18 protein-coding genes are annotated in these 15,826 nt (G+C 72.6%); 13 read left to right on the top strand and 5 right to left on the bottom strand.

The annotated features are described in order from the left end of the window. Nucleotides 1-21: 21 nt before the first annotated feature. The 3 genes from ACFY01_RS00090 to ACFY01_RS00080 all read left to right on the top strand — a co-directional run bounded on the left by ACFY01_RS00090 (nucleotide 22) and on the right by ACFY01_RS00080 (nucleotide 3,550). Nucleotides 22-1,035, top strand: coding sequence for an MASE1 domain-containing protein (locus ACFY01_RS00090; protein WP_390733322.1), 1,014 nt, complete (start codon nucleotides 22-24; stop codon nucleotides 1,033-1,035). Nucleotides 1,036-1,155: 120 nt separating this feature from the next. Next, nucleotides 1,156-1,857, top strand: a complete 702-nt coding sequence (locus ACFY01_RS00085; protein ID WP_390733321.1) for a ferritin-like domain-containing protein — start codon at nucleotides 1,156-1,158, stop codon at nucleotides 1,855-1,857. A 118-nt stretch (nucleotides 1,858-1,975) separates the two neighbouring features. Next, nucleotides 1,976-3,550 carry a hypothetical protein gene (locus tag ACFY01_RS00080; protein ID WP_390733320.1) on the top strand — a complete coding sequence of 525 codons (1,575 nt, stop codon included), beginning with the start codon at nucleotides 1,976-1,978 and terminating at the stop codon, nucleotides 3,548-3,550. On the opposite strand, the gene ACFY01_RS00075 is transcribed toward ACFY01_RS00080, so the two are convergent. Both ACFY01_RS00075 and ACFY01_RS00070 read right to left on the bottom strand, forming a co-directional pair. Then, a complete protein-coding gene (locus ACFY01_RS00075; RefSeq protein ID WP_390733319.1) occupies nucleotides 3,544-3,960 on the bottom strand; it encodes a DUF6010 family protein in 417 nt (138 codons plus the stop codon). The genes ACFY01_RS00080 and ACFY01_RS00075 overlap by 7 nt on opposite strands. Next, a complete protein-coding gene (locus ACFY01_RS00070; protein WP_390733318.1) occupies nucleotides 3,957-4,250 on the bottom strand; it encodes a DUF3817 domain-containing protein in 294 nt (97 codons plus the stop codon). The genes ACFY01_RS00075 and ACFY01_RS00070 overlap by 4 nt, the downstream gene beginning before the upstream one ends. 133 nt (nucleotides 4,251-4,383) lie before the next feature. Here ACFY01_RS00070 and ACFY01_RS00065 point away from each other — a divergent pair, with 133 nt between their 5' ends. Next, on the top strand, nucleotides 4,384-5,322 hold the full coding sequence (locus ACFY01_RS00065) for a GlxA family transcriptional regulator (RefSeq protein WP_390733317.1): 939 nt from the start codon (nucleotides 4,384-4,386) through the stop codon (nucleotides 5,320-5,322). A gap of 53 nt (nucleotides 5,323-5,375) precedes the next feature. Here ACFY01_RS00065 and ACFY01_RS00060 read toward each other — a convergent pair whose 3' ends face one another. Both ACFY01_RS00060 and ACFY01_RS00055 read right to left on the bottom strand, forming a co-directional pair. Then, nucleotides 5,376-6,632 carry a DUF3500 domain-containing protein gene (locus ACFY01_RS00060; RefSeq protein ID WP_390733316.1) on the bottom strand — a complete coding sequence of 419 codons (1,257 nt, stop codon included), beginning with the start codon at nucleotides 6,630-6,632 and terminating at the stop codon, nucleotides 5,376-5,378. Continuing rightward, nucleotides 6,632-7,360 carry a response regulator transcription factor gene (locus tag ACFY01_RS00055; protein WP_390733315.1) on the bottom strand — a complete coding sequence of 243 codons (729 nt, stop codon included), beginning with the start codon at nucleotides 7,358-7,360 and terminating at the stop codon, nucleotides 6,632-6,634. The genes ACFY01_RS00060 and ACFY01_RS00055 overlap by 1 nt, the downstream gene beginning before the upstream one ends. A gap of 109 nt (nucleotides 7,361-7,469) precedes the next feature. Here ACFY01_RS00055 and ACFY01_RS00050 point away from each other — a divergent pair, with 109 nt between their 5' ends. After that, a complete protein-coding gene (locus tag ACFY01_RS00050) occupies nucleotides 7,470-8,057 on the top strand; it encodes an exonuclease domain-containing protein (protein ID WP_390733314.1) in 588 nt (195 codons plus the stop codon). Nucleotides 8,058-8,124: 67 nt separating this feature from the next. After that, a complete protein-coding gene (locus tag ACFY01_RS00045) occupies nucleotides 8,125-8,712 on the top strand; it encodes an O-methyltransferase (protein WP_390733313.1) in 588 nt (195 codons plus the stop codon). Nucleotides 8,713-8,920: 208 nt separating this feature from the next. Here ACFY01_RS00045 and ACFY01_RS00040 read toward each other — a convergent pair whose 3' ends face one another. Then, nucleotides 8,921-9,406 (bottom strand): MarR family transcriptional regulator, encoded by a 486-nt coding sequence (locus ACFY01_RS00040; RefSeq protein WP_390733312.1) that lies wholly within the window; start codon nucleotides 9,404-9,406, stop codon nucleotides 8,921-8,923. A 146-nt stretch (nucleotides 9,407-9,552) separates the two neighbouring features. Between ACFY01_RS00040 and ACFY01_RS00035 the strand changes: the two genes are divergently transcribed. The 7 genes from ACFY01_RS00035 to ACFY01_RS00005 form a co-directional block, all read left to right on the top strand. Next, the gene (locus tag ACFY01_RS00035) at nucleotides 9,553-10,749 is read left to right on the top strand and encodes a PP2C family protein-serine/threonine phosphatase (RefSeq protein ID WP_390733311.1); all 1,197 of its coding nucleotides are present in this window, start codon (nucleotides 9,553-9,555) and stop codon (nucleotides 10,747-10,749) included. Nucleotides 10,750-10,868: 119 nt separating this feature from the next. Then, complete coding sequence (locus ACFY01_RS00030; protein WP_390733310.1) at nucleotides 10,869-11,762, top strand: STAS domain-containing protein; 894 nt, start codon at nucleotides 10,869-10,871, stop codon at nucleotides 11,760-11,762. Continuing rightward, nucleotides 11,759-12,172 (top strand): STAS domain-containing protein, encoded by a 414-nt coding sequence (locus ACFY01_RS00025; protein WP_390733309.1) that lies wholly within the window; start codon nucleotides 11,759-11,761, stop codon nucleotides 12,170-12,172. Before ACFY01_RS00030 ends, ACFY01_RS00025 begins: the two co-directional genes overlap by 4 nt. Before the next feature lie 26 nt (nucleotides 12,173-12,198). Then, nucleotides 12,199-12,618: an ATP-binding protein gene (locus ACFY01_RS00020; protein WP_390734007.1), complete on the top strand. Its 420-nt coding sequence runs from the start codon at nucleotides 12,199-12,201 to the stop codon at nucleotides 12,616-12,618. Then, nucleotides 12,615-13,688, top strand: a complete 1,074-nt coding sequence (locus ACFY01_RS00015; RefSeq protein ID WP_390733308.1) for a SpoIIE family protein phosphatase — start codon at nucleotides 12,615-12,617, stop codon at nucleotides 13,686-13,688. Before ACFY01_RS00020 ends, ACFY01_RS00015 begins: the two co-directional genes overlap by 4 nt. Then, nucleotides 13,672-15,396 carry a SpoIIE family protein phosphatase gene (locus ACFY01_RS00010; RefSeq protein WP_390733307.1) on the top strand — a complete coding sequence of 575 codons (1,725 nt, stop codon included), beginning with the start codon at nucleotides 13,672-13,674 and terminating at the stop codon, nucleotides 15,394-15,396. The genes ACFY01_RS00015 and ACFY01_RS00010 overlap by 17 nt, the downstream gene beginning before the upstream one ends. 83 nt (nucleotides 15,397-15,479) lie before the next feature. After that, the coding region (locus ACFY01_RS00005) for a transposase (RefSeq protein ID WP_390733306.1) at nucleotides 15,480-15,826 on the top strand (347 nt) is incomplete at its 3' end.

The raw sequence follows: 15,826 nt of genomic DNA, 5'->3' as shown, positions 1-15,826 counted from the left end.
ACCGGGCGGCAGCGGTGTCTGATGGCTGCTGTGGTGGGTATTCGGGATCTGAGCCGGCCGGCTGTCCTCGCTCTGTGGACGTCGGCCGTCGCCGTCTGCTACTACGCGGCAGGACGCGTGGGACTCCTGCGCCGGCTGGTCGTCGAGGGCGCCGTGGTGACCCCCATCTGGCCGCCGACCGGCGTCGCGGTGGCCTGCCTGCTGATCCTGGGGATCCGCGTGTGGCCCGGTATCGCGCTCGGGGCCCTCTTCATCGTCGTGTCCCTCCCCGCCGTCGGGCTCGACGCCGCCGGCATCGTCCTGGGCAACACCGCCGCCCCCGTGTGCGCGTACCTCCTGCTGCGCCGGGTCGGCTTCCGGACCGACCTCGGCCGGCTGCGCGACGGGCTCGCACTGGTGTTCCTGGGCGCGCTGACCGCCATGCTGATCAGCGCGACCGCCGGTGTCTGCCTCCTCGTCCTCGCGGGAAAGCTCGCCGCACAGGACTTCGGGCTCGTCTGGCTGGCGTGGTGGGTGGGCGACGCGATGGGCGTGCTGATCGTGACCCCGATCCTGCTGATGCTGTACCGGCAGCGCCGGCCGCCGCGGATGGGGCGGTGGCCGGAGGCCTCGATCGTGGCGCTCGTCGCCTGCGCTCTCGTACCGCTGGCCACGCGCAGCCACGAAAGTCTCCTCTTTCTCGTCTATCCGCTGCTCGTCTGGGCGGCGCTGCGCTTCCGGCTGGCCGGCAGCATGCTGTGCGCCCTGTTCATCTCGGTCCTGGCCACCGTCACGGCCACACAGCGCACCGGGGCGTTCGAACGGCTGTCCGGGGTCGAGGTGATGATGAAGCTCCAGGCGTTCAACGGCACGATGGCGCTGACCGCCCTCCTGCTGTCGGCCGTGATCACCGAGCAGCACAACACGAGACGGTCCGTGGAGCGCGCCTGTCAGGAACTGGCCGAAGTGCTGGAGCACCTCACCGCGGGCGACGTCCCGCACGGCCGCGCGCCGACGGACACCGACGAGGGCCGGCGGTGGGCCGGCGGGACCTGAACCGGCGCGCGGCCGCCCGGTGCTCCTGCGGGACGATTCGGCGGCGGAACGATTCGGCCACCGTCCGCGTCCTCCTCGACCAGGGCACACGACCGTGCCCGAGGAGCGAGGGGAGACCGGGTGCGAGCGGGCGGATTCGCGGACTGGACACGCCGATTCGAGGAGGAGGACCAGCGCAGACGGGACCGGCCGGACCCGCACTGGGCACAGGGAGCCTCCCTCCACCGGGCGGTGTGGGCGAGCGTGCAGCGCTTCCAGGTCGGCGAGGACGGTGACGGCGCCAACCTCGTCGCCAAGGCGGAGCAGGCCGGTGACCCCGACTACGCGCACGCGGTGAAACTGTTCGTCGCCGAGGAGCAGAACCACGCCCGGCTGCTGGCCCGCCTGCTGACCGCCGGCGGCGTGCCGGCACTGGCCGGCCACTGGAGCGACCGGGCCTTCGTGCGGCTGCGGCGCCTGATGGGGCTGCGCACCGAGCTGCTGGTGCTGATGATCGCGGAAGTGGTGGCCCTGCGCTACTACCGCGCCCTGCGTGACGGCGCCGGCGACCCGCTCACCTCGGACGTGGCGGGCCGCATCCTGGCCGACGAGCAGCGGCACGTGCCCTTCCACTGCGAGCGGCTGCACGCCTCCTTCCGCGAACTGTCCCGTCCGCTGCGGCGCCCGGTGGCGGCCGCCTGGCGGCTGCTGCTGTGCGCGGTCTGCCTCGTGGTGGCCGCCGACCACGGCGCGGCCCTGCGCGAACTCGGCGTCGGCCGCCTGCGGTTCGTGGCCGACGTCATGGCGTCGTCGAAGAGTGTGGTTGGTACGATCTTGGCTTGATCTCGACGCCGCACGGTGTCGCGGGCCGCCGTTATGGACACCTCTGTCGGGTACGCGCCCCTGGCCGTACACTGCCAACCCGCAGACATGCGGGCGTAGTTATATGGGGGGAGCCACCATGTCCGGGAATCCGTACGGTCCGTACCAGCAGTTCGCCGTACCGCCCATGCCGTCGAGCCCGCCGCCGGCACCACCGGACCGCCTGCGGGCGGCCGCCGTCGCACTGCTCAACCTCAGCGGCCTGGGCCTCGGGTACGCGCTCGTCCGAAGATGGATACCGATGGCCGCGTGCTGCGCGGCGACCGTCGTACTGCTGCTCGTGGCGCTGCCCGCCGACGCCGACGGTGTCCCGGGGGCGGCGCTCGCCGGCTACGCCGTGGTCCTGCTGCTGGCGGCCGTGCACGGCGCGATCGCCGGGCTGCGCACCCGGCTGACCTGGCCCGGGAGAGCGTCCCTGGCGCTGCTGCTGGGAGTACTCCTCCTCGCCGTACCGGCCGGTGCCGCCGTCGGGTACGACGGCGCGCACAAGGAAGCCGTCGAGCAGTCGCTCCTCGACCGGCTGGGGCGGGCCGACCACCTGGTGACGGCGGCCGGCCGGCACACGTTCGGCACGGCCAGGTCCGACTACGGGACCGCGCTGGACGTGTACAAGGACCTCGCGGTCAACCACTCCGGCTCCCGCGCGGCCAAGCAGGTTCCCGACCGGATGAGGACCTACTACGAGACGGTCGGCGCCGCGTACGGCCACAAGGACTACTGCGCCGCGGTCGAGCCGCTGAAGTACCTGCGCACGGTGCCCCGCACCATGCCGAAGGAGCAGCTCGGCTCGCTGACGCGATGGCCCGACGACCGGCTGGCCACCTCGCTGTACGAGTGCGGCTCGAGCAGCCTGGCCGGCGGCCAGGCTGACTGGGTCACGCGGTTCGGCGATCTGCTGGACACGTTCCCGCAGTCCGAGCCGGCGGGCGAGGTCGCACCCGCCGTCGACTCGGCGGTGAAGAAGGCGGAGAAGGACGTCAGCGGGAGCGAACCCTGCACGGCCGTCGAGCAGTTGACCAGTCTGAACACCCAGATCACCGAACTGTCGACGACGGCCACGGCCACGGCCACGAACACGGCCGACGGCCTCAAGAAGGCCGCCGACCGGGCCGCGAGGAGCGGCGACGCGGGGGAGTACGCCTGCGGGGTCGACCAGTACAAGGACGGTGACTTCGACGCGGCCCAGAAGACCCTGGACCAGTTCGTCGCCGACAACAAGCACAGCAAGAACCGGGACCGCGCCAAGAAGGTGTCCATCGCCGCCGAGGTCGCCCAGACGATCCCGGCCGCCGGGAAGAAGCTGCCCACCTCCGCCTCCGGCGGCAGCATCTCCGTCACGGTCAAGAACGACAGCCCGCAGGACGTCACCGTCCTCTACACCGGTCCGGTGACCGGCAGCTTCACGCTCAAGGGATGCGGCAGCTGCAGGACCTACACCTTCGCCGACACGATCGGGATCGGGTTCAAGCCCTGCAGCAGCGGCAAGAACTATCCGCAGCGGACGATCAGCCTCCCGGCGGGCACCACGTACTTCGTGCACAAGCCGCACGGTGGCAGCACGGCGACGCCCGCCTCGGACACCGCCAAGCTCCGCTCCGGCTACATCTACACGGAGTGCGCCTACACGAAGCAGACCCTCGGCAGCGGTTACTGAGGGGCGACCGGTTCCCGCGCCCGCGACGCCCGCCAGGGGATCGTGACGCGGGGACCGCCGCGGAAGCACCACAGCGCGATGACCGGGTCGCAGATCGCGCAGCCCATGGACGAGCCGTGCTCGAAGGGCACGATCGGGTTGCCCTTGAAGTGGTGCAGCAGGTCCCACGAGGTGTGCATCAGCCAGCCGACGCCGATGAAGGCCCAGGACTCCAGGCCGCGGTAGGCCACGTACGTGGCCACGACCGTGTAGAGGAACTCCCAGCCGCCGAAGCCGCCACCGCTCAGGTAGGCGGCTCCGGCGCCTGTCACCATCAGCGCGTTGAGCCGGCGGCGACTGTCGGGACGGCGGACCAGTGACATCAGCAGGACGTAGACGATGCCGATCAGGATCGGGGCGATGCAGCTCAAGACCGGGTCGCCTTCTCGGTGTGCCGTCGGGTCGTGTCCGGGCCGGTGAGGAGGCGCAGGGCGAGGAGGCCGCCGACGCCGGGGAGGAAGGCGGCCGCCCGGGCGGTGCTGTTCGCCCCCTTCAGGCGCCAGGTCGCGCCCACCACGAACAGGTGGGCGCAGCCGTGGGCCGGGCCCGTCAGCGAGGAGACGGGTCTGAGGTGGGCGGTGGCGAGATTGCCCAACAGGACGACGAGCGAGACGAGTTCGGCGTGTGCCGCGATACGCAGGGGCCGCAGGTGCGCGGGCATGGTCGAGGGTCCTTCGATACGGGGAGACCGGCCTGTGCCGGCCGGTGCCCCTGAAGCCAATCAGCCGGCGCCCCGCCGCCCCAGTGGCATTGATGACACCTTCCAACGAGATAGTGACAGGTATGTTCTGACCATGCACACCGTCGCCGTACTCGCGCTGGACCGGGTGATCCCCTTCGACCTGTCCACACCGATCGAGGTCTTCACCCGCACCCGCGTGCCGGACGGGCGCCCCGGCTACCAGGTCCGCGTGTGCGCCGAGCGGCCGGAGACCGACGCCGGGTCCTTCGTCCTGCGCGCACCCTGGGGCCTGGACGGGCTCGACGGCGCGGACACGATCATCGTGCCCGGGACCGCCGACCCCGAGGCCCCGCTCCCGCCCGCCGTCCGTGCCGCCCTGCGCGCGGCGGCCGAGGACGGCACGCGCATCGCCTCCATCTGCTCGGGTACCTTCCCGCTGGCCGCCACCGGCCTCCTCGACGGCCTGCGGGCCACCACCCACTGGGCCGCGGCCGACCTGCTGGCCGCACTCCACCCGGAGATCGAGGTCGACCCGGGCGTCCTGTACGTCGACAACGGCCAGTTCCTCACCTCGGCCGGTGCCGCCGCGGGACTGGACCTGTGCCTGCACCTGATCCGCCGCGACTACGGCTCGGCCGTCGCCGCCGACGCGGCCCGGCTGTCCGTGATGCCCCTCGAACGCGAGGGCGGCCAGGCGCAGTTCATCGTCCACGACCACGCGCCGACCCCTCAGGGCTCCGTCCTCGAACCCGTGCTCACCTGGCTCCAGGACAACCTCGGCCGCGACCTCTCCCTCGCGGACATCGCCTCCCACGCCGGAACCAGCACCCGGACCCTCATCCGCCGCTTCCGCGAACAGACCGGCACCACTCCGCTGCAATGGCTGCACCGCGCCCGCATCCGCCAGGCCCAGCACCTCCTGGAGACCACGCACCACCCGGTCGAACGCATCGCGGGTCAGGTCGGCTTCGGCTCACCCACCGCCTTCCGCGACCGCTTCAAACGCACCACCGGCGTCAGTCCGCACACCTACCGCCGCACCTTCAGCTGATGCCAGTGGCGGGCCCTGGGGTCCCCACCTGCGTGTTCCCGCCGCGGCTCACGTCACCGGTGGTGCGGTGAGGTGAGGTAGTGCTGCCTCAGCAACTCCCTTCCGTAGTCGTTGCCGTTGGGCGTGCGGATGATGGAGTGGACGTGCTTCTGGGTCGGGGTGCCGCCCTGCGACGCACCGTACGCCCCGGCCAGCGGGCCCGGGGCCTGGCAGTCGACCTCCACCCACACGACGGGGCTGTGCACCCGGACGTAGAAGGCGTCGGTGTCGCCGGTGCCCCCGGCCCAGGTGACGTAGGTGTCGTCGAGGTGCGCGCGGACCTCGGCCATCCGCACCCTGGCCGCGTCCGCCTTCGCCCGCCCGGTCATCCGGGCCGACTGGGCGAGCACCCGGCGCCAGGCCAGCCCCGGTTCGATCTTCCGCGAGCCGCGGTCCATGAGTTCGGCGTATCCGGCGATCGACGCCAGCGGCGTGCGCAGTTCGTGGCCGGCGTCGGCGAGGAAGCGGCGCATGCGTTCCTCCGTGCGCTGGCGTCCGGCGAGCGAGACCTCGACATGGTCGATGAGGTGGTTGAGGGCGACGCCGACCTGGCCGACCTCGGTGCCGGCGTCGGTGTCCCGGGCGGGGACCCGGGTGAGCCCGGTGACCTCGCCGCGCTCCAGTGGCGCGCGGGCGACCTCGGCCGCGGTGGCGGCGACCCGGCCGAGGGGGCGCAGCTGCCGCCGTACGACGACCGCCGAGACGCACGCCGCGGCACCCAGCCCCACGGCGGCGATCACGGACTCGGCCGTGACCAGGGCGTTCATCATGCGCTGGACCCGGTCCACGGGGAGCCCCGCCAGCACGGGCACCCCGTCGCCGCCCAGCGCGGTCACGCGGTACGCGCCGAGGCTGGGGACGGTACGGGTGTGCAGCGAGCCGTCCGGGGCGATGCCGTCGAGGGCGGCGCGCTGGCGGGCGGTCAGGACCCGCCGCCGGCCGTCCCGGGTGACCGCCTCGGCGGCCAGGATCCGCCCGTCGGCGGCGAAACGGGCCGCGAGCGTGCCGACGGGCTGCCCGCGTTCGTTGAGGAAGCCCAGGTCGCGCGCGCCGCCCCTACGGTGTTGCAGCCCGCCCTGGCCGCGCTCGGCGGCGTCGGTGACCCGCTGGTCGAGGTCCCCGAGGAGATAGACGCGTTGCACGACGACCGTGGTGAGCGCCATGGCCGCGCAGACGACGACCATGGCCACGGAGAGGAACAGCACCAGACGGGCCCGCAACGACCGCCCGCGCGGCCGACCCGCCGTCGTCGCCTCCGTCCCCTCCGTCATCACCTCGTTCCGCCATCCGCGGCCCTGATCGCGTATCCGACTCCGCGCACGGTGTGGATCATCGGGGCCCGGCCCTTGTCGATCTTCGCGCGCAGGCCGTAGATGTACACCTCCACCAGATTGCCCTCGCCGTCGAACGACGCGTTCCAGACGTGGTCGAGGATCTGCGCCTTGCTCAGCACCTGGTGCGGGTGGCCCACGAGGAACCACAGCAGGTCGAACTCCTTGGCGGTGAGCGGCACCAGCGTGCCGCCCCGCAGCACTTCTCGGGTGTTCCCGGCGAGCACCAGATCGCCCAGCATCCGTACGGGTTCGCCCTCGGCCGCGCCCCGGGCGCCGGCGCGGCGCAGCAGTCCGCGCAGCCGCAGCATGACCTCCTCCAGCGAGAAGGGCTTGGTCACGTAGTCGTCGGCGCCCGCCGACAGCCCGTCGATCCGGTGCTCCAGCGCGTCGCGGGCGGTGAGCATGAGGACGGGCAGGCCGGCGTTCTCGTCCCGCAGACTGCACAGCACCTGCACCCCGTCCACGTCGGGCAGCATCCCGTCGAGGACGACGGCGTGCGGCGCGCAGCCGCGCGCGATCCGCAGCGCGCCGTGCCCGTCCCGAGCGGTGAGGGGCCGCCATCCGGCCTCTGCCACCGCCGCGGACAGCAACTCGGTGAGCTCGGGCTCGTCGTCGACGATCAGTACACGGACCGCGTCCTCGCGGGCCACAGGGGTGCGAGACATGCCGTGACCCTGCCACGGCTCGCTGTGCGCGCGCTGTGCCCGGCCCGATCGCGAGCCGTGGGGGAAATGCAGGTGATGGGTGCGCCGTCGGCCGCCTACGCTCTGCGGCATGGAACAGGGGGAGACACTGTGGAACGTCGTCGACGTGGAGGCGACGTGCTGGGAGGGCCGCCCGCCGGCCGGAGCGGTCAGCGAGATCATCGAGATCGGGCTGACCGTCGTCGATCCGGCGACCGGTGAACGGACCGGGCGGCACCGCGTGCTGGTGCGGCCCGTACGGTCCACGGTCAGCGCCTTCTGCACGGAGCTGACCGGGCTGACCCAGGCCGAGGTGGACCGGGGGCTGTCCTTCGGCGAGGCGTGCCGGCTGCTGGCCACCGAGCACCGGTCCGGGATCCGGCCCTGGACGAGCTGGGGGGAGTACGACCGCCGTCAGTTCCAGCGGCAGTGCCGGGCGACGGGCGTGGAATACCCCTTCGGACGGGGGCACGTCAACGCCAAGGAGGCCTTCGCCGCGGCGTACGGACTGCGCAAGCGGCCCGGCATGGCCGAGGCCCTGCGGATCGCGGGCCTGCCGCTGGAGGGCCGCCACCACCGGGGCGAGGACGACGCCTGGAACATCGCCGCCCTGGTCCTCGGCCTCGTACGGCGGGACGCCTGGCCCGATCCGGGCGCCGCACCGGTGACTGCCTGTTGAATGTGATCTATGTGATCAACGGTCGATGAACGCGTCGAGAGTGGTCGAGAGTATTCGGGGAGTCGCCGTGGACCACCGTCTGGCCGAACTTCTGGACGATCTGTACAGGGAGGGCCGTACCCACGACGAGCCGCTGGCCGACCGGCTGCTGCGGCTGCGCAACATGACGCCCGCGGCCGCACGACTGGTCGCCCTGCTGATCCGCGTCCAGCGCAGCCGGAGCGTGCTGGAGATCGGCACGTCCAACGGCTACTCGGCGCTCTGGTTCGCCGACGCGCTACGGGACACCGGGGGCCGGCTGACCACCGTCGAGATCGACGCGGAGCGGGTGGCCGCGGCCCGGCGCAACCTCGCGCGCGCCGGGCTCGAGGACCACGTGGACGTGGTGCACGGCGACGGCGCGGACGCGCTGGCGAAGGCCCCGGACGCCTCCTTCGACCTCGTCGTGCTCGATGCCGAACGACCCGCCTACGTGGAGTACTGGCCGCACCTGCGGCGGGTGCTGACCCCCCACGGGCTGGTGGCGGTCGACAACGCGGTGAGCCACCGCGAGCAGCTCACCGCGTTCGACGGGCTGGTCCGCCGTGACGGGGCCTTCGCCGTCGCGTTGCACGAGGTGGGGGACGGCCTGCTCACGGCGGTCCGGCGCGCCTGAGAGGACGGCGGAACCCTCTGCGCGAAACGGGCGCACGCGCTCCCCGACCCCGCCGGCGATGTCCGAGACCTTGACCACACTGGAGCCAAGGAGCCCGGAGCCGGGGTACCCGGACCGTGGACGGACACACCGCAGAGGGGAAGGATCTGGAATGTTCCGGTCGGCTCACGCCGCTTCGTGCCCGATGCCGCGGCCCGCGGCCCGCGGCTCAGGCGGTCCGGCTGCCGGGGCCCTGGGCATCGTCGTGGATCTGCGCGGCGGCCGCGTCGCAGAACGCCTCCAGCCCCTCCAGCAGCGCGGTCCGCTTGGCGGCGGGCATGAGTTCCAGCACCGCCTCCAGGGCGCTCTCCCGGCGCGCCCGCAGATCGGCGAGGAAGGCACGGCCCCGGCCGCTGAGGTGCAGGCGCACCTCGCGCCGGTCGGCCGGGCTCAGCACGCGCCGGACGAAGCCGGCGGCCTCGAGCCGGTCGCACAGGCGGCTGGTCGAGGGGGGCGTGGAGGCGAGGGAATCCGCGAGCGTGCGCAGATTGATGCCCTCGTGGTGTTCCAGGATGAGCAGGACCCGCAGTTGCGAGGCCGACGCTGGCGCGGTCGACGCCCGGCCCCACACGACTTCCAGCAGCTCCGCGGCCGTCGCGGTCACCCGTGCGACCTCGGCGGGCTCCGGGCGGGGGCGGAAGGCAGTCACTGTCACACTCTCGCAGGCGCTGGGACGCCCGCCAGCCTACTAGGACCCGCCCGGCCCGGGGAGGCCCGAGTCGTCGACCGGTGGAACTGAACGGGCTTCTACGGGGAACGAGATCCGTAAGTGTTCGGTGAAGGATTGGTGCGTTTATCATCGTGAACAGATTCGTGGCCGCCGAGCGCGCCCTGCGCGGAGCGGCACCCCACGCCCTGCTCGACACCGCCCGCCGCGTACTGACGGATCAGTACGCGGCGGAGTCCGTCGAGCTGCTCATGGCCGACTACGGCCTGACCGTCCTCCAGCCGGTGTCCGCGCCGCAGTGCCACCCCGAATCGGTCCCGGTGCACAACAGCCCGGCCGGCCGGGCCTTCGGCGCCCAGGAGCCGTACGTGGAGGCCCTCCACGACGGCCGGGCACGCGTGCACCTGCCGGTCACCGTACGGGGCGACCGGCTCGGCGTGCTGTCGGTGACCCTGCCGGACGGAGCGCACGCGCGCGACTGCCTGGACGAGCTGGCGGACATCGCGGAGGTGCTCGGCCACGAGGTGATCGTGGCCGAACGGGACACGGACGTGTACCTCCAGGCGCGGCGCAAGGACCGGCTCACCCTCGCCGCCGAGATGCAGTGGCAGCTGCTGCCGGGCCGCGCCTGCGCACGCCCCGAGTACGAACTCGGCGCGCAGCTGGAACCGGCGTACGCCGTCTTCGGTGACAACTTCGACTGGTCGGCGACGGCGGACCACCTCACGCTGTACGTCACCAACGGCATGGGGGAGGGCATAGAGGCCTCCCTGCTGACGAACCTGGCCATCAACGCCCTGCGCAACGCGCGGCGGGCCGGCATCCCGCTCGCCGACCAGGCGGCCCTGGCCGACCAGGCCGTCTACGCCCACTACCGGGGCCGCTGCTACCTCTCCGTGCTCATGCTCGACTTCGACCTCGCCACGGGACGCGCCCGGGTGGTCGACGCGGGCTCCCCGCAGATGCTGCGGCTGCGCGGCGGGACCGTGGAACTCGTCACTCTCGAAGCCCAGTTGCCGCTGGGTATGTTCGAGGAGACCGACTACGTGGCGCAGGAGTTCCAGGTCGAACCCGGCGACCGTCTCGTCTTCGTCAGCGACGGCGTGCACGCGGTCGCCTCCCCGGGCGGAGAGGCCTACGGGGACAGCGCCCTGACGCGGGCCATCACCGCCACGCGGCTGCTGCCCGCGGCCGAGGTCCCACGCGCCATCCTGCGCGAACTGTCGGACCACCGCGGCGGGATCGTGCCGCTGGACGACGCTCTGGTGGTCTGTCTGGACTGGCGCGGGCGTTCACGGGCAGAGCAAGGAGTAAGGGCCGGGCGGCCGTGACGATCACGTGTTGTCCACGCCGTACGCGCGGCGCTAATGTTTGTCATACGGCAACAATCGGCCGGGGCGGCCGACGACGACCGGCAGTCACCCGCCGGTGCAGTAGGGAGACGATGTAAGTGTCGGACCAGCATGCGGCGGACGAGCCGACGGCACGCCAGGTGGGCGACTTCCTGGAGCGGCGCCGGGAGCAGATCGCCCAGCGCTGGGCGGACGCCACCCTGTTCCGCACGGTCTTCACCGTGTCCCGGGACGAGGCGGTGGAAGCGGGCCGGGCCGTGGTGGACGCCCTGTCCGAAGTGGCCCGCGCCGGAAGGCTGGAGGACGTCACGGCGACCGGCTTCGACCAGGTCCGCGACCAACTCGGCCGGATGTCCGCGTCCCTGTCCCGAACCGGATACAGCCCGGCCCATATCGCCAACGAGGTCGCCGGCCTGCGCCGCCCGGCCCTGGAGCTGCTGCGGGGCGAGTTCACCGACCCGTCCGGCCCGGAGGTCACCGAGAGCCTGCTGGCCCTGACCGTGCTGCTGGACACCCTGCGCCTGGTCGTGATGGAGACCGCCCTCAGCGCGGGCGAGGAACTGATCTCACGCCAGCGGCAGCAACTGCTCGAAGTGGCCACCCCGGTGATCAAACTGTGGGAGGGCACCGTCGCCGTGCCCCTGATAGGCACCCTGGACAGCGCCCGCAGCCAGGTGGTCATGGAGAGCCTGCTGGAGGCGATCGTCGACCAGCGCGCCCGGTACGCCATCCTCGACATCACCGGCGTCTCCACGGTCGACTCGCTCGTCGCCCAGCACCTGATGAAGACGGTGGCCGCGGCCCGGCTGATGGGCGCCGAGTGCATCGTCTCCGGCATCCGCCCCGCGATCGCGCAGACCATCGTGCACCTCGGCATCGACCTGGGTTCGGTGCTCACCCGCGCCTCCCTGGCCGACGCCCTGGCCTACGCGCTCGGCCAGCAGGGCATCCAGGTCACCCCGAGCGCGGACGCCGGAGTGAGCGCGCGGTGAGCGCCGGCTACCCAGGTCCCACGGTCCCGGTGCTGGCACTGGGCGACGTTCTGCTGGTCAGCCTCCAGGGGGAGTTGCACGACGGGATGGCCGAGCAGCTCCAGCAGGACATCACCGAACGCATCGCCCGCAGCAGCGCGACCGGTGTGGTGATCGACGTCTCCGGTGTGGACATCGTCGACTCCTTCCTCGGCCGGATCTTCGCCGAGATCGCCGCCAGCACCCAGCTGCTGGCGGCACGCACGGTACTGGCCGGGATGCGCCCCGCCGTGGCGATAACGCTGGTCGAGCTGGGGCTCACCCTGCCCGGACTGACCACGACCCTCGATGTCGAGCGCGCGCTGGAGCTGCTGGGGCGGCCCGTACCCGTGTCGACGGCCTCCGCCGACGGAAGGAAGGGAGGCACGTGACGCCGGCCTCCCGCCCCGCCGCGGTCATGACGCTGCCCATCGGCTCGGACGCGGACCTGGCCTGGGTACGGCAGCAGGTGCGCCAGACGGCGGCCGACCTCGGCTTCGGCCTGGTGCAGCAGACGAAACTGGTCACCGCCGCCAGTGAGCTGGCCCGCAACACCCTCGTCCACGGCGGCGGGGGACAGGCGGAGATCACGCCCCTGGAGAGCGGACGCACGCGCGGTCTCAGGCTGTCCTTCACCGACAACGGCCCCGGCATCCAGGACCTGGAACTGGCGATGACCGACGGCTACACCACCGGCGGCGGACTGGGCCTCGGCCTGAGCGGAGCCAAGCGGCTGGTGCACGAGCTGACCGTCGACACCGAGCCCGGCCGGGGCACCACCGTGACGGTCATCGCCTGGGTCGCCGGCGTGCCCGCCTCCCGCCCGGAGCCGCGATGAGCCGGGTGTGGGACATCCCGGTGCACGACTCCACCCGGGTACGGGACGTCCGGGTCGCGGCCGAGGAGGCCGGCGCGCACGCCGGCCTCGACGCGCACCGCACGGCGGTCGCGGCGCTGGCCGCCACGGAGCTGGCGACCAACCTGCTCAAACACGCGGGCGGCGGCCGGGTGCTGATCAACCTCGTCGAGCTGCCGCCGGCCGACGGCAGCGCCCGCGGACCCTCGGTGCAGCTGTTCGCCCTCGACCACGGCCCCGGCATCGCCGACGTCGGGGCCGCCCTGCGTGACGGCTACACCACCGTCGACACCTCGCTCGGCGCCGGCCTGGGCACCTGCCTGCGCATGTCCAGCGCCTTCGACCTGCACAGCGCACGCGGCCGGGGCACCGTCGTGACGGCCCGCATCGACCGGCGCTCCACCGGACGGCGTGCGGACAGCGCGCCCCGTACCCGGGCGGGGGGCATCAACGTGCCCCTCGCCCGGGCCGAGCACTCCGGGGACGCCTGGAGCTGGGTGCGCTCCGGACCTCGTACGACCCTGATGCTCGCCGACGGGCTCGGCCACGGCGCCAAGGCCGCCGAGGCATCGGCCACCGCGGTCGACGAGCTGCGCCGCACGGCACACCTGCCCGCGGCCGAACTCCTGCGGCACCTGCACACCGCCCTGCGGCACACCCGGGGCGCGGCCGTCGCGGTGGCCCAACTGGACGAGGACGCCCGGGAACTGCGCTTCGCCGGCGTGGGCAACATCGGCGCCCGGCTGCACGACGGCGGCGGCTGGCAGCCGCTCGTCTCCCATCCCGGCATCGTCGGCGCCCACTTCCCGGCCGGCGTGCCCCTGCGGCGGGTGCCGTGGCACCCGGACAGTCTGCTCGTCCTGCACAGCGACGGACTGCCCAGCCGCTGGACACCGCCCGACGACCCCGGACTCCTCACCCAAGACCCGTCGGTGGTCGCCGCGGTCATCCTCAGGGACGCCAGCAGCCCCGCCCGACCCGTACGCGACGACACCAGTGTGGCCGTACTCGCCCCCGACCGCCGGACCCGCATCCATGACCACAGCCTCTGATGTCTGGCACATCGCATCCCTGTCCGACGCGGCCCGTGCCCGCGCCGCCGCCGCACGGCTCGCCGTGGCCGCCGGCGCGCCCGCCCTCGAACGCGCCCGCTTCCTGACGGCCCTCACCGACCGGCTGCGGCAGTGTCTCGCCCAGGGCGGCGCGGAAGTCGTCGTCACCACCGAGGAGGCCGGGGGGGAGCCGGACCGGCTGGTACGGGTGGCCGTCCGTACGGTGGGCGGTCCGGTGGAGGGAACACCGCCCTGGCAGTTCACACTGACCGGCCCCTGTCCCGTACGGCCGTCCGCGCCGGGCCACCCCGCCGGACAGGACGGCACGGAGCTCGCCGAAGCCCTGCTGGCCGCCGACGAGGAGAGTGCGGCCGCCCTCGACAGACTCGACGAGCTGGAGGAACTGGTCCGCTTCCACCGCGAGGAACTCCACCAGACGAACCAGGGCGTCCTGGCCCTGCACGCGGAACTGGACGCCGTCTCCCGCGCCCAGCGCGAACTCCTCGACGCCGAACGGACCGCGCGGACCGCTGCGGAGAACGCGCGGCGCCTGCTGACCTTCCTGACCACCGCCAGCGCCGTCGTGACCACCTCGCTGGACCACGAGGACATCGTGCGCCGGCTGCCCCGGCTCCTCGTCCCCGAGTACGCCGGCCGGGCCGACATCTGGATCTTCGACGAGGACCAGGAGCCCCACCACGGCGGGCGTCCGGCCGCCGCCGTCACCGCCGCCCGCACCGGGCGCCCCCAGCACGCCGCCGACCACCCCGGCGACCTCCCCGGCGTCGAGGACCACCCGCCCTCCGTGCTCTCCCCCGACCGGCCGCTGCTGTGCATCCCGCTCACCGCACGCGGCGTCCTGGGCGTGCTCACGCTGACCGCGCCGGGCCCCCGCTTCGACCCGGACACCTGCGTCATGCTCCTGGAACTGGCCCGGCGCCTGGCCACCGCCCTGGACAACGCCCGCCGCTACGAACAGCACCGGGACACCGCCGAGGCCCTCCAGCGCGCGCAGCTCACCGAACTCCCCTCCTCCGAAGGGCTGTTCCTTGCCGCGCGCTATCTGCCCGCCACCCACGGCCTCAACATCGGCGGCGACTGGTACGACGCCTTCCCCCAGCCCGACGGCAGCGTGCTCGCCGTCATAGGGGACGTCACCGGGCACGGGCTGCGCGCGGCGGTGATCATGGGGCAACTGCGCACCGCGCTGCGGGCCTACGCCGTCGAGGGCGACAGCCCCGCCCGGATCCTGACCCGGCTGCACCACTTGCTGCGCCACCAGCAGCCAGAGCTGTACGCCACCGCGGTCATCGCCCGCTTCCGGCCCGGCGACCCCGACGTCGTCTGGGCGGCCGCCGGGCACCCGCCGGCCGTGGTGCGCTCGCCCGACGGCGAGGTACGGGTGCTGGACACCAAGCCGGGCATCATGCTCGGAGTGCCCCTCGCCTACGAGTACGAGGACCACGTCGTCCGCATCGGGCCCGGCTCCACCGTCGCCCTCTACACCGACGGACTGGTCGAGCGCCGGGCGCAGGGAATCGATCCGGGCATCGACCGCCTCGCCCACGTCCTGGCCGCACTGAGCCCGGCGGAACTGGAGGACCTCGACGCCTGTGCCGACTCCCTGCTCAAACCGATGCTGCACGACTCCGAACGCGACGACGACATCTGCCTCCTGCTGTGCCGCACCGCGCCCGAGACGGTCTAGTGCCGCATCAAGCAACGTTCGCCCTGCGATGAGGCATCACTCTGTTGCTGTCCTGGGCGGCGCCGGACGGCCAGAATGATCGCGTGGCTGAACGTGTGCAGGTCCGGGAGATCGATGACGACGATGGCAGGCGGTTACTGCGGATCGTCCGTAGAGGCACCGGTTCGGTGGTGACCTGGCGGCGGGCCCAGATGGTGCTGTTATCCGCCCAGGGCATGCCCGTGGCGAAGATCGCCGAGGTGACGTTCACCAGCCCGGACCGGGTCAGAGATGTAATCCACAACTTCAACGCGGACGGGTTCGACTCGCTCTATCCGAAGTACAAGGGCGGCCGACCCAAGACCTTCAGCCTCCCCGAACGCCGTGAGATCAAGAAGATCGCCAAATCCAAGCCGGCCGAGCATGGCCTGCCGTTCTCGACCTGGAGCCT

Origin of the sequence: Streptomyces sp. NPDC001480, from assembly GCF_042894725.1 — a bacterium.
In the GTDB taxonomy this organism is placed as follows: Bacteria; Actinomycetota; Actinomycetes; order Streptomycetales; family Streptomycetaceae; genus Streptomyces.
Note: the sequence above shows the minus strand (reverse complement) of the source record. Positions and strands in the feature narration are given on the sequence as shown.